This is a genomic window from Methylocystis sp. sgz306128, from assembly GCF_056032725.1.
The window spans coordinates 264,116-277,783 of the sequence record NZ_JBVYWO010000003.1 but is presented as its reverse complement, the minus strand read 5'-3'; the positions used below and the strand labels follow the sequence as shown (position 1 = coordinate 277,783).

The window sequence follows — 13,668 nt, the reverse complement described above, 5'->3', positions numbered from 1 at the left end:
CAATAAAAAAGGCCCGGTGTTGAACCGGGCCGTGAAGGAGGACGGCGGGGAGATCAGAATTTGTAGGCGATGCCGACAAGCACGGCATTCGATGTGAATTTCACGCGATCAGCCGTGTTGCTTGCGCTATCCACGAAGGATTTGCGACCAAGATCGGTGTAGCGATATTCGACATTGCCGATGATGTTGTTGGTGAAGGCGTATTCAACACCGGCGCCCAGTGTCCAGCCGACGCGGTCGGTTGTTTCTGTAGCGAAAGGCGCGCCACCAGCGAAGGCATAGCTTGTCTTTACATTGCCGAAGGCGAAACCACCGGCGGCGTAGATGAGCGTGCGGTCGATGGCATAGCCGAGACGGCCACGAATATCGCCAGTCCAGGTCTGTTTGCCGCGCACGTCATAAAGGGTGTTGGAAGAATTCGCGACATTAAGCGCAGAGCCATGTACGTCGAGCCCCCCGTTCAGGTCACCCTCGACGCCGAACACGTAATTGCCAGTTTGCCAGTTATAGCCGACGCGCGCGCCCAGAAGACCGCCGTTGGCGTGTAATTTATAAGGGCCGGGAAGGGCGCCGGAAGCATTGGTGAAGGGTCCGGAAATATCAGCCCATTCGCCGCCGCCCTGAATGCCGACATACAGACCCGTCCATGTAAAGACAGGGGGAGGGGCCATGACAGGCGCCATAACCGGCGGAGCTTTGGTCGAGGGAAGGTCAGCTGCCTGAGCGGAGAGAGGTGTGGCGGCCAGCGCGGCCAGAACAAGAAGTTTTTTCATGAAATGCCTCATTTTTGAATGCAGGATTTAGAAAACCACCCTGTTTATTGGTATGACCATATTATCATAGAATCGCTTTTTCAAAAGAGGGCCGGCTGATCGACAGGGCTGATTTTGGGCTCCTGTTGCCGATGGGACACGCTTTCAGGATCGAATGGGCCGGAATTTTTCATTTAAAATTCTGATATTAATGGATAATTTTTAATCAGTTTAATTGGTGATGCCGTAGGGCCAAAAGTGGCAGGACAACGGTTGCGGCTCGCCGTCCTGACTGTGGCGGCCTAAATCCTTCGACACACTCACGACGAAGGGCCGGTCTGTCCGGCAGCAGAATCGGCCTTCGCCGTCCGCCCCATTTGGAGGTTATATTATGGCAGGGCAGGCAGGCGGGTGATGTCAAGTTCATCAAGTTCGGCCGACTGGAGCGTCTCGCTGGCCAGCAGGCGTTGCGCGCCCTTTTCCAGAATGTCCTTACGCTCGCCCAGAATTTTCGCCGCGCGGCCATAGGCGGTGTTGACGAGGCGGCGGATAGCCTGATCGATCTCACCTTCCGTAGCGTCGCTGGCGCGCTGTTCGACCTGAAACAGGCCGGGCGTGTCCAGCAGACGGTTTTGCGGTTCGGCATAGACGGCCTGACCAAGGTCGCGATCCATGCCGTAGAGCGTTACCATGGAGCGGGCAATCTCCGTGGCCTTCTGCAGGTCATCGGCGGCGCCGGTCGATACGACATTGAATATAAGCTGTTCGGCGGCTCGCCCGCCCATCAGCACCGCCATTTTAGCTTCAAGTTCGGTACTGGTCATCAGGTAGCGGTCTTCGATGGGTTGCTGGATGGTGTAGCCGAGAGCGCCGATACCCCGCGGAATGATCGAGATTTTCTTGACAGGGTCGGTATAGGGCAGTGAGAGGGCGACGAGCGCGTGTCCCATCTCGTGGTAGGCAACAGTTTTGCGCTCGATGGCATTGAGCAGGCGGTTGCGCTTTTCCGGTCCGGCAATGATACGCTCGACGGCGGCGATGAAATCCTCCATCGCCACGTCGGAACTGGCACGGCGTGTGGCCAGCATTGCCGCCTCGTTGACCAGATTGGCCAGATCAGCCCCCGTGAAGCCGGGCGTCAGCGCTGCTATGTCCTCCGGTTTCACTTGCGCGGCCACTTTTACCTTTTTGAGATGTACCTTGAGAATGGCCGTGCGGCCATTCTTGTCGGGCCTGTCCACCACAATCTGCAGGTCGAAGCGTCCGGCGCGCAGCAGCGCGGGATCGAGAATCTCAGGACGGTTGGTTGCCGCCAGCAGGACGACGCCGCCCCGCGGATCAAACCCGTCAAGTTCGCTGAGCAACTGGTTGAGCGTTTGCTCCTTTTCATCATTCGCGCCGGTCACTGAAGCCAGCCCGCGCGCACGCCCAAGTGCGTCCAGTTCATCGATAAAAATGATGCAGGGGGCGCTTTTGCGCGCCTGCTCGAACAGATCGCGGACGCGGGCAGCACCGACGCCGACAAACATTTCAACGAATTCCGAGCCGTTGATGGAGAAGAACGGCACTCCGGCCTCGCCGGCCATGGCGCGTGCCAGCAGGGTTTTGCCGGTGCCGGGCGGCCCCACCAGCAGAATGCCCTTGGGCACATGCGCGCCAAGGCGGCCGAAGGTTCCGGGGTCCTTGAGAAAGGCCACCACCTCCTTCAGTTCTTCCTTGGCTTCATCGACACCGGCAACATCCTCGAACGTGACCTTTATATCCTTCTCGACGAAGATCTTGGCCTTGCTCTGGCCGATCGACATGAAATTGCCCAGACCCTGACCGCCGCCCATCCGGCGGATCAGAAACTGCCAGAGAGCAAAAAACAGGATGATCGGCACGACCCATGACAGCAGGTCTCTGAGCCATGTTGTTTCGATGAGTCCGGAATATTTTACCCCGGCCGCGCCAAGATCCTTTGCTATCGCCGGGTCGACCCGTATGGCGAGAACATATTTCTGGCCCTGTTCGGCAGGCGACTTCAATGTGCCCTGAACATATTTATCGGCAACAACGACTTCTGAAATCTTGCCGTCATGCAGCATGGATTGGAATTCGCTGTACGGAATGGTCGATATCTGCTGGCTGGCAATCCAGATATATTGCGCCATGAACAGAACGACCGACGCGATGAAAAAATACCACAGGCTGAACTGGTGCTTTTTCTCCATAGCCGGTTTCCCCACGCGCAATCCGATCACTTTAAAAGCACGATCCGGTCAAGTCCACGCCTGCCGAATTGTCACGGCCTGTTGCCGGGCCGGGTGGATTCATCATCGGGGCATTCATTTTAGGGGGCATTGACGCGCATCAACTCAGGGCAATCAAAAAAATTTAAATTCGGACTTGCGCGTGTGAAATTTTCCCGCAACAATGCGCTGCCTTGTAGGGAGAGTCAATTTTGCGGGGATTTGGCGTCATGTGGGTTCGTGAGATTGTTCACGACATCACGCGGGCGCAGATTTCCGTTTGAAGGCTTTATGCGAATTCGTGAATTGAAACAATATTTTATCGAGGTGTCTGTTCATAATCCTGACGCAATTCAGTTCAATGATCAGACGTGTTAATCTTCAGGAGGTTTAAATAATGTTCCACAGCTCATTCAAAAGCCTGAGCCGGGTTTTTGGCGTGGCATTGATCGGCGCGACGCTGATTGCCGCACCAGCTTTCGCCAACAATGGCGGCGGTCATGGCAATAATGGCGGCGGACATGGCAATTCCGGCGCCAGCACGCATGGCGATTCCGGCAACGGAACCAACAATGGCGGCAGCGATAATGGCATGAACGCCAGCGCGCTGGGTGCGCTTAACGGATTCATGCATGTATCGCTTCAGGGCTTTACCCATGCATCGGCCAATTCCCGCATTGGCAAAATGCGCACATATATGAATGATTTGCAGAATTACCTCTCCTGCACATCGTCCACTTGCACGGTGACGCTGGCTCAACTGGCGGCGGATCTTCAGGCCGCAGCCAACAAGCCGCTCAGCCAGGACATCATCAGCATGCTGAACACGAGACTCGAGACATTTGATCCTTCGCTGTCGACATTGATCAGCTCGTATACCACACCGTCCACAACCACCACGCCCTCGACCACAACCACGACGTCCGGCGCCGATGCGCTGGCGTCCGATATTTACAGCGCGATTTAGTTCGTTTCTGTATCGGCTTGTTGTGTCAATTCTCAAATCCCGCGGGAAACCGCGGGATTTTTTTGTTTGTCTGCAAACAGGTCCGCTCCGGGTTGTTTTCCGAGGCAGGGTTGTTTAGGCTCGGAGCGCTTTTCTCCGGGTATTGTATTTATGGTTGATTTCATCTGGCGTTCTGTTGTCATCGGTGCGGGCGCAACCGTTTTGATGGATATCTGGGCCATTGTGCTCAACCGGGTCTTCGGCCTGTCCTTGCCTAACTGGGCGCTTGTGGGGCGCTGGTTCGCCTATCTTCCGCAGGGACGCTTTGTGCATGACGATATTGCCAAGGCGGCCGCGATTCCGCGTGAACTGGCAATCGGCTGGTCGGCTCATTATGTCGTCGGTATTATTTACGGCGGGCTGCTGTTGCTGGCGGCCGGCCCCGGCTGGGCGGCACATCCAACCTTTCTGCCGGCCTGGATTCTGGGGCTCGTCACTGTCGGCGCGGGCTGGTTTATCCTGCAGCCCGGCATGGGTGCTGGAATTGCCGCGTCACGCAGGCCAAATGCGAATCAGATCCGGGCGTTAAATCTTATTGCGCATACGGTTTTTGCCGCGGGACTCTTTGTTTCCGCTGTTGCGATAGCCTGACGAGCGCTGCCGGTTGGCACGCTGCGGCAATTGTTCACACGCTCGAAATCGTCCGCATGCACGGCTCTTAAACTTTCGGCGCGTGTTTCATCCGAGATATTTTCTCGATATTATTTGAAACTAATCTGTGAATATTTGAAATGACGTGTGAAATTTGCCCACAAAAGTATGCATCTGTCGAATTTGTGAATTCAAACTTTGACCTGCGTCATTGAAATACTCGACAGAACGATATTTAATCTCCAGCTGGTTTGTATAAACTGCCTCGGGAAGCTGGAATGTTGGACATAGTGCGAAATGCTTTGGTGATCGCAGCGTTGATGTTGCTGAGTTTTTTCTTTCAGCAGCATTATATGGGCGCGTTCAATCTCAGTGATCGCGTGTCGCTGTTCTATCTTCCCGCCGCCGTCATCACGTTGTCGTCATTAACCTGCGGTTATCAGGCCGCTGTCGGCCTGTTTGTCGGCGGTTTGCTGATCAATGTCTTTTTCTTTCCGACATTTCCCGCCGGGACAAACATGATCGTTGCCGCGATTTTGCCGGTAGAGAGTGTCGTTACGCTGATGTTGATGGCGTTGTTCAACCGGAATATCCGCGAGCTGATACGGCCTGCGACCCAATATTCACAAATCGACGCGTTTGACGTGCTGTATTTTTGCAGTCTGCATGCCGTTCTGAACACCGGCTTGTTTCAGGTGCTTTATGTATGGGATCCTGCCTTTGGCATGTCGTTCGACCTTTTCGCGGCCGTCGGCATGCTTGTCGGCGATATTACTGGTTCATTCCTGGTGTTCATCGCGCTGAACCTGACATTTTCGGTTCTCAAGCGTGTGGTCGGCAGCCGCATCGCGTCACGGTGAACGATCAGGCTTCAGCGTGGCATTCCGCAGGAAGCAGCCTCAGCGCTGGGCGGAATATAGGCGATTGCCACTTCGACGGCATTATTCATGCCGCCGAAATAGGTCGGCACCCTGAACCGAATGGCGCTTTGCCTGCATGTCTCGGGAAAGGCGCGGGATAATTCGCCCAATGACAGATCCGCGCGTACAATAGCAATGCCGCCGCTGGTGCGGCAGCCCGCAGTGCGGCCCGCGCTGTTCCAATAAGGCGAGGAAAGGTCAACGACACGCGGACGGTCGCTTAGCCAGAGCACAGGTGAGCCTGCAACCGGCATTTCATCTATGGCCAGACATTGAAGCGGGCCGTCATGATGGGCATGCCATGTCCGTTCAACCTGTTTGGCAAGATTATGCGACATAAGGTCGAATGAAAATACCGGATCACGGGTTGCATCCTTAAAGGCCATAAAGCCCATGAACAGCGCGAATTGGGCGAGCGGAAGGGCGATGACAGCGAGTATCCATTCCGGCCGGACAGGCCTGAGTGCCTCGCTGGTGGCTGGCTTGAGGACCAATGCAGCGGCAAGCGCCATGCCCGGCATGAAGACGAGGCTCCAGCTTTGCTTCGGCACCTGCTGCGTGAGCAGAGCGCCCGCAGCGAGGATAAGGCCCGGCGCAAAAGCGATGAGAACGGCATTCAGCACATTCTGCCGGACGATTTCAAATCTTTGCCCGCGTGCGAGCATGAGGCCCAGAACGATGACCGGGCCGATGAGCAGGATCAGTTGGCCGACGATGATGTTGCCTGCGCCCATGGCAAAGTCCAGCGCTTCTATGGCCAGGGAACCGGCAACCGCCAGCTTTCGCCCGTCGACGGCATAGGCCACTGTCGCCCAATGGTGCCGGTCGAGCCAAACGAGATTGGGCGACAACATCAGCACATAAATGCCAAAGCCAATCCAGAAGCCGGGCTTTTTAAAGATATGTCTGGTTTCGGTATGGATGATGGCGACAATGACAAGCGATATGAGCAGCAATATGGCTTCATATTTAAGCAGCATGGCCAGGCCGGCAGCAAATCCGGCATATGCGCCAGACCGGATATCCTGACGTTGGAGAAAAAGCATCCCGGCGTAGAGGCTAGCCGCCCAGAAGGGCATTAGCAGCGCATTGTGATTGATCTGGATGGAATAATAATTGGCTTGCGGCGCGCAGAGGTAAGCGAGCACGGCAAACGCCGCCATTTGTGCCGGCAGGAACAGGCGGGCGCTTTTCCAGATGAAATAGGCTGTTGCAGACACGCAGATCTGCGCCAGCACAAGCAGATTGACAATCGGATATGGCCCCCAGCCGGCGGCAAGTCTGAAAATCCAGGGCGCCAGCAACGGATGCTTGCCGTAGCCCAGCAGCCATTCGCGACTCCAGTAGACGATTTCAATGGTGTCGAAATGAAGGTTAGTTACGAAAATCAGCGATCCGGCAGTCCAGATGAGGAAATGCGCCAAGGTCGCAACGACTGCCAGCGTCTGATATCTGTCGGCATGTTCGCCGGGGAAGGCCAGTTCCCGGTCTGTTAGACTGTAAGACAAGCGAACCCCGTAAGCGGATAGCCGAAGGCCATCGAAAGACAGACATCATTTGGAATATGGCCGTGATTATGCCGAAATTGTGTCTTCCATTAGCGTTATATGATATTGCCGTGCTCGGAAATCCGTAAATCGGAACCCTGTTCAGCCGATACGGTATCGGGTGTATCCTTACTCCGCCACTTATCCCAGCGCAGTGCCGCCGTCGGAGCGAGACTAATTGGCCGCCTGATATGAACGCTTACCGACAACATCGCCAAGCGAAAGCCAGACGTTCGGATTTTCCTGAGACTGGCGCTTGATAAATGTGTAGCCCGTCTCATCCCACGGCCGGATGAAATCAACGAGATTATCGAGGATAAGATCACCGTCATCGGTCTTGACCGTGAGGATGGTGTGGCCATTGCCATTCAGATCGCGAACGATGGTCATCAGCAGGGCCTGCCGTGGAAAGCCGCGCTCTATGAGCAGCTTGCGCTTGTAAAGCGCGTAGATCTTGCAATCCCCTTTGCCGTCCGTCGGATAATCCCAATGGTCGAGATAGGTACCCCAATGTTCTATATTGCTCATCGGCTTGATGAAATGGTTCACCTTTCGGTTGATGCGATCAAGTTCAACCATGGTTTGGGTGGTCAGGGCGATGGATTTTGGCGGCAGGACTGCCTGCGAGCATTCACTTGGCCGGCGGCTGCAAAAATCGATCCAGCCATAGGGAATCGACGTGGCGCTGCCGACACTGGCGAAACTTGCCCGCATCGTGCGCATCTGGCTTGTTCCGGCATTCGCGCCGAAGCACGCCAGAAAAAACCCCAAGCCCGCCATGATACGCATGACATTGGCCACCATCGCCGCTCTCCGCCCCGTTTCGGCAAGCAGGCCTGTCTGGCCCAACCTGCCGTTTGTTAATAATTTATTAACACTTTAACGCGGGTGCGCGGATTTTGGCAATGGTGAAGATTCGGCGCGGCATTTGCGCTGCGGACAGGTTTACACCCGCGCTGGGCCTGCTGGTTGGAGGAGCTTGCGCCAATAAAAAAACCGCCCCTCGTAAGGAGCGGTGCATCAATTTCGCAAACTTCCGACTGGCCCCGACGAAGTTTGATCTGCGTCTTCAACCTGTGTTCAGACCCGCACTGGGCTGCGCACGCCAGATCGGAACTTGTTGATTTTTAGGTCAGAGCGGCATTCAGAGCAGTCCACTTGCTGGAGATCCAGCCGCCGACTGCAACGATGGTGACGATCACAGCCACCAGCAGGATGCCAAGGAGCACGGTATATTCAACGAGGGCTGCGCCGGACTCATCCTTGCCGAAATTGCCGACGAGCTTAATCATCTTGTTCATTTTAATCTCCTTAAAAATACAAACATTTAAAAAGTTATCAGGGTAAAAGGCCTGTAATGAAGCCGAAATACAAACTGGACTAATCAAGATCGAGAAATTCTTCCGATCACTCTTAAAAGCACCAAAAAACTTTCTGTTCCGCCGATCTCCCGCAATCTACATCACATTCTAAAAGCCACGTCCATTAGTAAGGTCGCAAAAATGATATTCGCGTTAATAACTAAGGTTTAAATTGTGTTTCTTGCTATTTTTTATGACCCGGTGTGCCAAAAAATTCCCTGCTGATGTAATCGTCAATACCATATCAGTCAAAACTGAATTAAGATTTCAATAAAATTGCGGCTTTTTCGTGAGCCTTGAATCGAACCAGTAACCATATTGACAGTCAAATGCAATAGAATTCAACAATTTAGGTTAATTTTACCCAACCCGCACCCGAACATCCTCAGGTTATTTTTCGCGATTTTGCCATAATTTTTCTTCACGTCAACCATCAAGCTGATCTTTGGTCCGTGGCGAATAGTTTGCGCGTTACAGGCTGGCCGATTTTGCGGCGCCCTGCCGCGCACGCTGCTTCGGGCAAAAAAAAGCCACCCATGTTGTCATGGGCGGCCAAGTCTAGGGAGGAAACGCCCAAGGAGGGCATTATCGGCGGCTCTCGCCGGCCGACGCGCTTCATATGCGCCCGGCTCGTTCAAAATTCAAGGGCGTATCTGACTATTTTCTGCCTTTTCTGCCGTTATGCTCGCAATTTTCTGGAATAGCCTCGGGGATGTTCCGCTTCCGCAGCTTCTGAGCAGAGTTGATCACCGTCAACGCAAAAGCCTGCAATTTATGCGAGATAATCTGCACTCATCGCCCCTGTTTTGCATGCTTATGGCGCGGCAGCGTGGCAGGCGGCAAGGGCGCTGACTTTGAAGCTGAATCTTTACAACGGGATTAGCAAGGAGTTCGTCACATGGCTGAGACAGCAAGAAAATTACCGGTCAAGACCGAGAAATCCGTTCCGCCTGTCATGAGATCCAATGGCTGGCCGAATTTTGAAAGCTTGCGTCATGAAATCGACGAGGTATTTGACAGGTTTGGCTTCGGATCCTGGCGCTTGCCATTTGCCGGGCCGGCTTTCGAGATAGAAACCGATTGGCCCAAGGATATGACAGCCGGGCTTTCGCTTGCCGTGGATCTTGTGGAACGGGACAAGAATTACGAGATCACGGCAGAGTTGCCGGGCATGGATGAGAAAAATGTCGACATCAAAGTTGCCAATGGGACGCTGACCATCCGCGGCGAAAAAAAGGAGGAAAGGCAGGAAAAGGACAAGGATTATTACCTGTCCGAGCGCCGCTACGGCTCTTTCACGCGCGCATTTGCCTTGCCCAATAATGTTGACGCCGACAAGATCGAGGCTTCCTTTGCCAAGGGTATTTTGACGGTTATTCTCCCCAAGGCCGCCGAAGCCCTCAAGAACGAAAAGAAAATCGCGATTAAATCGTCCTAGAGCGCTCGTGCAGGCGGGAATTTCTGCCAGGTGCAGCTATTCCCGCCTGGTTTTTACTCTTTCCAGAATCTCGGCGCCTTGCGATAGGCCTTCCAGGCTTTCTCAAGGCCGTGATCGGAATCTCCCTTTTCCATTCCCGACAATTTCATAATGATCCGGCTGGTGCGCGCGCGCGCCGCGGCAGTCCGCGGTTGCAGGGCGCTGGTCAGTTCCTGCGCCCGGATGAAATCATTATAGGCGCCAAGGCTGTCCTGCAGATGTTCAAGGCAGGCCCTGAAAGGATTAATGGTTTCGGTGCGTTCGAACAGGCTGGCGAATAATTCGGCGGCATAACGCAGGTGCTTGAGGGCTATGCGCGTTTCATGCCGTTCTGTGGGGGAAAGCTTGAGCAGACTTTTTCCCTTTTTGCGCAGCCGCTTGTCGAGGCGCTCCAACGCCTGCTCGGCGAAGGACGTAACAGTCTGGTCCAAATCACGCAGTTTTTTGGGGAGGGGATGCTTGATCCGGTCGGATCGCGTGGCGAATGCCTGCATCATCACGACAAATTCCGAGGTTCTCGGTGCAAGGATCGCGTCTCTTGCCCGGGCATGAGCTTCCTGCCGGGCCGCAGCCGAGCGGCTGCGCAGGTCTTCGAGCGGTTGCGTGCCTGACAGCTTTTCGGAATTTCCCTTATCCAGCATTTCGTAAAAGACATCGTAATCGCGTGCTTCACCAAGAACTGTCGCAATGCGTCTTGCCTCGTCAAGCAGGGGAGCAAGATCACTTTTTGGCAGAATTTTGCGGAACAGGCCCAGTTGAGCACGAAGGCGGCGCAGGGCCACGCGCATCAGATGAATGGATTCCGGGCGGTCCGCGATCAGCAGCGCTGGCCAGTTGCCGCAGAATTGCTGAAGATTCATGGCGATAATCAGACTGATCAGCTCCCGTGCCTTCATATCAGGACGCAACTGCGGATAAACGCTGCGCAATTCGGCCGGATGGGCATTGCGGGCAAGCCGGTAGCCGCGCTCTGATTTCTGTTCGAAGGAAAGGCGAAGCCCGGCATGGATGAGTTGCAGCGCCAGTTCATAGAGCTCGCTGGCCGCGCCCGATTTCAGTTCGATTTCGCATTCATTTACCGGCTCACTGTGTCCGTTCGCCAGAATTTCGCCTTCGTCCAGCGCAATTTCCAGCCGCGCAGCGGGCGTGATGATGTCGGCGGTGCGGCGGCGGATGCGCGTTTTGAAGCGCGGGACAAGCGGCTTTCCGGCAGTGGTGCGGGCAACCATCGCGGCAAGCCGCGCGCCAAGGCGCATGGGGTCGGGCGTTGGGCCGGTCAGTTCGGCCTCTGCTTCCCCGCGGCTGAAAATGGCGCCGTCGTCGTGCCATTTCAGTGTCATGCGATGGCGCGTGCCGTTTTGCCGCACGCGAAGGCACATGCCTGCCTGCTCAAGTGCATCGTCGGCAGTGTCGAAGTAGATGCTGCGCTGGTTCTGTGCATGCCAGTCAAGTGTCGTGCCGGCAAAGCCTTGAGGCTTCAACAGGTCATGAATGATGCCGGGGTCTCCGGTCAGCTTTATTTCAATCTCGCGCTGTCCCGACGCAGCAGGAGTGGGTGCGGCTTGTTCCTTATCCGTTTTGAATGCACGATTCATGGCGTCGCCGCTTTTCCGTCCGGCCAGTGCGCCGGGATTTTGCCTGACGCATTTAAATCAGTTCTATGCTGTTTGTCCTTAATCAAAATCAAAAGATCTGATCATTAGCGAAATCCAGCCCGCCATGAGCGAGAGCCAGCCATGAACCGCGAATACGTTTCTTCGAGGAGTTTGCACGGCATACACTTAACAGAATGCAGAATGAGCATCGGTATTTTTATCTATCTCAATTTTGTTTTTACCCTGATTTGGCCAGCATTCGTTCATTTTTTGGCCATAGTCCCGCGACATCGTTGCGCTCGTGGCCGGTTTTGGTCGCGAAGATAAAATAATTTCGTGCTTTCGGCGATTTTTGGCTGACTGCGCGCAACTGATTTGGAGTATGCCAATGCATCGCCTCTTTGCTGTTTCCGCTCTTGCTCTTCTTGTCGCCACCCCGGCCTTTGCGGCTGGCTCCTGCAGTAAGGCGCCCGCATCCAGTTTCAAGCCAAAGGCGACGCTTGAGGCGCAGCTTAAGGCGGAGGGCCTGACAGTGCGCCGCATCAAGGTCGAGAACGGCTGCTATGAAGTTTATGCCGTTGATAAGGCTGGCAAGAAAGTCAATTCCGCCTACAATGCCGAAACTCTGGAAAAGCTCGACAATGCCGAAGCCGGCGAGAAGTAACAGCCAGGACGACAGATCACCCGACGCGCGCCAGCCTGCTGGCATGACGCGCGTCTGGGATCCGGTGGTGCGGCTGTTTCATTGGAGTCTGGTGACGAGCTTCATCGTCGCATGGTTCACGGCCCGCATTCTTGAAAATCCCCATCAATGGGCGGGCTATACGGCGGCGGCGCTGATAAGCGTCCGCATTGTCTGGGGATTTTTTGGCACGCGTCACGCGCGTTTCTCGGCATTTGTCCGCTCACCGGCCGCTGTATTCGGCTATCTGGCCGACATGGCCCGGGGCAGGGAGGCCCGCTATATTGGCCATAATCCCGCCGGCGGAGCGATGATCGTTGTTCTGCTGATCTCGATGCTGGCCACGGCCCTCACGGGCTGGATGATGACGACCGACACGTATTTTGGCGTGGACTGGGTTGAAAACCTGCACAGTTTTTTCGCGCATGGCATGGTCGTGCTTGTGGTTCTGCATGTCTGCGGGGTCATTATCGCCAGCCTGCGTCACCGGGAAAATCTGGTTAAGGCCATGATCACCGGGTTTAAGCGCCGCGAGCAGAACTAGCCTGCTCCGCCCTTTTGCCGGCGGGGCAGGGCATTCCATAGTCCGGGGCCGATCTCTGCCAGCACCACGCCCGCTAGAATGAGGCCGCAGCCCAGTTGTGCGGTCAGGCTCAGGCGTTCGTCCAGCAGGATGGCGCCGGCCAAAGCAGCAAAGACGCTTTCCAGCGACAAAATCAGCGCGGCCTCAGCGGGCGGGGCGTGTTTTTGCCCGACAATCTGCAATGTATAGGCTATGCCCCCCGAAATGAGCCCGGCATAGAGAATGGCCGGCGCGGCGGCGACAAGCCCTTGCCAGCTCTGGGGCTCCAGCCACAAGCCGCATGCCAGCCCCAGCGCCGCAGTGATAAAATATTGTGCGAAGCTCAGGAAAAACGGCCTGTGCGTCCGGTGAAGGAAAATCGGCACAAGCGCTATGGCCAAAGCCCAGGCAATATCGGCCAGCACGACATAGAGATCGCCGATGGCAAAGCCGTGCGGCGCGCCGCCGGCGAGCAGCCAGGCTCCCGTCAGTGAAATGACGACAGCCAGAAGCACTGTCGTACGCGGGCGCCTGCGGTCAATTATCCAGACCAGAAACGGCACGAAAGCGACATAGAGCGCGGTGAGAAAGCCGCCATTGGTGGCGCTGGTGGTGACCATGCCGAGCTGCTGCAGGCTAGCGCCAGAAAACAGGCACAAGCCAATCAGGACGGCAAGCCCCATATCCTGCCGGCTCATTGCGGGCAGGGACTTGCGCGCCTCGCGCCGGATCAGCGGCAGCATGACGATGCCGGAGAGAAAAAATCGCATGCCGACGAAGGTCAGCGGGCCGATGACGGCATTGCCGCTTTTTTGCGCCACAAACGCCGCGCCCCATATAAGTGCAGTCAGAAGCAGCAGAAAATCAGCCTGCAATCGTGTCATCGTCAATCCCCCGGGCTTGGGATGTAACCGCTGATGCGCCGAAAGGCGAGAAAAATCCGG

13 protein-coding genes are annotated in these 13,668 nt (G+C 55.5%); 6 read left to right on the top strand and 7 right to left on the bottom strand.

Going from position 1 to position 13,668, the window contains the following annotated elements; all coding sequences use genetic code 11:
• Positions 1 to 53: 53 nt before the first annotated feature.
• Together AC0N03_RS07425 and ftsH are read right to left on the bottom strand one after the other, a co-directional pair.
• The gene (locus AC0N03_RS07425; protein WP_474288006.1) at positions 54 to 773 is read right to left on the bottom strand and encodes an outer membrane protein; all 720 of its coding nucleotides are present in this window, start codon (positions 771 to 773) and stop codon (positions 54 to 56) included.
• Positions 774 to 1,141: 368 nt separating this feature from the next.
• Complete coding sequence (ftsH, locus tag AC0N03_RS07420; RefSeq protein WP_474288005.1) at positions 1,142 to 2,965, bottom strand: ATP-dependent zinc metalloprotease FtsH; 1,824 nt, start codon at positions 2,963 to 2,965, stop codon at positions 1,142 to 1,144.
• 415 nt (positions 2,966 to 3,380) lie between these two features.
• Between ftsH and AC0N03_RS07415 the strand changes: the two genes are divergently transcribed.
• The 3 genes from AC0N03_RS07415 to AC0N03_RS07405 all read left to right on the top strand — a co-directional run bounded on the left by AC0N03_RS07415 (position 3,381) and on the right by AC0N03_RS07405 (position 5,440).
• Positions 3,381 to 3,950 (top strand): hypothetical protein, encoded by a 570-nt coding sequence (locus AC0N03_RS07415; protein ID WP_474288004.1) that lies wholly within the window; start codon positions 3,381 to 3,383, stop codon positions 3,948 to 3,950.
• A 150-nt stretch (positions 3,951 to 4,100) separates the two neighbouring features.
• On the top strand, positions 4,101 to 4,580 hold the full coding sequence (locus AC0N03_RS07410; protein ID WP_474288003.1) for a DUF2938 domain-containing protein: 480 nt from the start codon (positions 4,101 to 4,103) through the stop codon (positions 4,578 to 4,580).
• 278 nt (positions 4,581 to 4,858) lie between these two features.
• Positions 4,859 to 5,440, top strand: coding sequence for a hypothetical protein (locus tag AC0N03_RS07405; protein ID WP_474288002.1), 582 nt, complete (start codon positions 4,859 to 4,861; stop codon positions 5,438 to 5,440).
• Positions 5,441 to 5,451: 11 nt separating this feature from the next.
• On the opposite strand, the gene AC0N03_RS07400 is transcribed toward AC0N03_RS07405, so the two are convergent.
• From AC0N03_RS07400 to AC0N03_RS07390, 3 genes are all read right to left on the bottom strand, one after another.
• Positions 5,452 to 7,008 (bottom strand): glycosyltransferase family 39 protein, encoded by a 1,557-nt coding sequence (locus AC0N03_RS07400; RefSeq protein ID WP_474288001.1) that lies wholly within the window; start codon positions 7,006 to 7,008, stop codon positions 5,452 to 5,454.
• A gap of 213 nt (positions 7,009 to 7,221) precedes the next feature.
• Positions 7,222 to 7,770 (bottom strand): transglutaminase-like cysteine peptidase, encoded by a 549-nt coding sequence (locus AC0N03_RS07395; RefSeq protein ID WP_474288110.1) that lies wholly within the window; start codon positions 7,768 to 7,770, stop codon positions 7,222 to 7,224.
• Between the two features lie 404 nt (positions 7,771 to 8,174).
• Positions 8,175 to 8,348 carry a Flp family type IVb pilin gene (locus AC0N03_RS07390; protein ID WP_474288000.1) on the bottom strand — a complete coding sequence of 58 codons (174 nt, stop codon included), beginning with the start codon at positions 8,346 to 8,348 and terminating at the stop codon, positions 8,175 to 8,177.
• A 958-nt stretch (positions 8,349 to 9,306) separates the two neighbouring features.
• On the opposite strand from AC0N03_RS07390, the gene AC0N03_RS07385 reads away from it, so the two are divergent.
• Positions 9,307 to 9,846, top strand: coding sequence for an Hsp20/alpha crystallin family protein (locus AC0N03_RS07385; protein ID WP_474287999.1), 540 nt, complete (start codon positions 9,307 to 9,309; stop codon positions 9,844 to 9,846).
• A gap of 53 nt (positions 9,847 to 9,899) precedes the next feature.
• On the opposite strand, the gene AC0N03_RS07380 is transcribed toward AC0N03_RS07385, so the two are convergent.
• Complete coding sequence (locus tag AC0N03_RS07380; protein WP_474287998.1) at positions 9,900 to 11,480, bottom strand: CYTH and CHAD domain-containing protein; 1,581 nt, start codon at positions 11,478 to 11,480, stop codon at positions 9,900 to 9,902.
• A 388-nt stretch (positions 11,481 to 11,868) separates the two neighbouring features.
• Between AC0N03_RS07380 and AC0N03_RS07375 the strand changes: the two genes are divergently transcribed.
• Both AC0N03_RS07375 and AC0N03_RS07370 read left to right on the top strand, forming a co-directional pair.
• Positions 11,869 to 12,144: a PepSY domain-containing protein gene (locus AC0N03_RS07375; RefSeq protein ID WP_474287997.1), complete on the top strand. Its 276-nt coding sequence runs from the start codon at positions 11,869 to 11,871 to the stop codon at positions 12,142 to 12,144.
• Positions 12,145 to 12,187: 43 nt separating this feature from the next.
• Complete coding sequence (locus AC0N03_RS07370) at positions 12,188 to 12,706, top strand: cytochrome b/b6 domain-containing protein (RefSeq protein ID WP_474287996.1); 519 nt, start codon at positions 12,188 to 12,190, stop codon at positions 12,704 to 12,706.
• On the opposite strand, the gene AC0N03_RS07365 is transcribed toward AC0N03_RS07370, so the two are convergent.
• Complete coding sequence (locus tag AC0N03_RS07365; protein ID WP_474287995.1) at positions 12,703 to 13,608, bottom strand: DMT family transporter; 906 nt, start codon at positions 13,606 to 13,608, stop codon at positions 12,703 to 12,705. The genes AC0N03_RS07370 and AC0N03_RS07365 overlap by 4 nt on opposite strands.
• Positions 13,609 to 13,668 lie beyond the last annotated feature (60 nt).

Coding starts and splice junctions, on each gene's coding strand:
- AC0N03_RS07425 (WP_474288006.1), bottom strand. CDS start 773: ATGAAAAAACTTCTTGTTCTGGCCGCGCTGGCCGCCACACCTCTCTCC.
- ftsH (WP_474288005.1), bottom strand. CDS start 2,965: ATGGAGAAAAAGCACCAGTTCAGCCTGTGGTATTTTTTCATCGCGTCG.
- AC0N03_RS07415 (WP_474288004.1), top strand. CDS start 3,381: ATGTTCCACAGCTCATTCAAAAGCCTGAGCCGGGTTTTTGGCGTGGCA.
- AC0N03_RS07410 (WP_474288003.1), top strand. CDS start 4,101: ATGGTTGATTTCATCTGGCGTTCTGTTGTCATCGGTGCGGGCGCAACC.
- AC0N03_RS07405 (WP_474288002.1), top strand. CDS start 4,859: ATGTTGGACATAGTGCGAAATGCTTTGGTGATCGCAGCGTTGATGTTG.
- AC0N03_RS07395 (WP_474288110.1), bottom strand. CDS start 7,770: ATGCGCACGATGCGGGCAAGTTTCGCCAGTGTCGGCAGCGCCACGTCG.
- AC0N03_RS07390 (WP_474288000.1), bottom strand. CDS start 8,348: ATGAACAAGATGATTAAGCTCGTCGGCAATTTCGGCAAGGATGAGTCC.
- AC0N03_RS07385 (WP_474287999.1), top strand. CDS start 9,307: ATGGCTGAGACAGCAAGAAAATTACCGGTCAAGACCGAGAAATCCGTT.
- AC0N03_RS07380 (WP_474287998.1), bottom strand. CDS start 11,480: ATGAATCGTGCATTCAAAACGGATAAGGAACAAGCCGCACCCACTCCT.
- AC0N03_RS07375 (WP_474287997.1), top strand. CDS start 11,869: ATGCATCGCCTCTTTGCTGTTTCCGCTCTTGCTCTTCTTGTCGCCACC.
- AC0N03_RS07370 (WP_474287996.1), top strand. CDS start 12,188: ATGACGCGCGTCTGGGATCCGGTGGTGCGGCTGTTTCATTGGAGTCTG.
- AC0N03_RS07365 (WP_474287995.1), bottom strand. CDS start 13,608: ATGACACGATTGCAGGCTGATTTTCTGCTGCTTCTGACTGCACTTATA.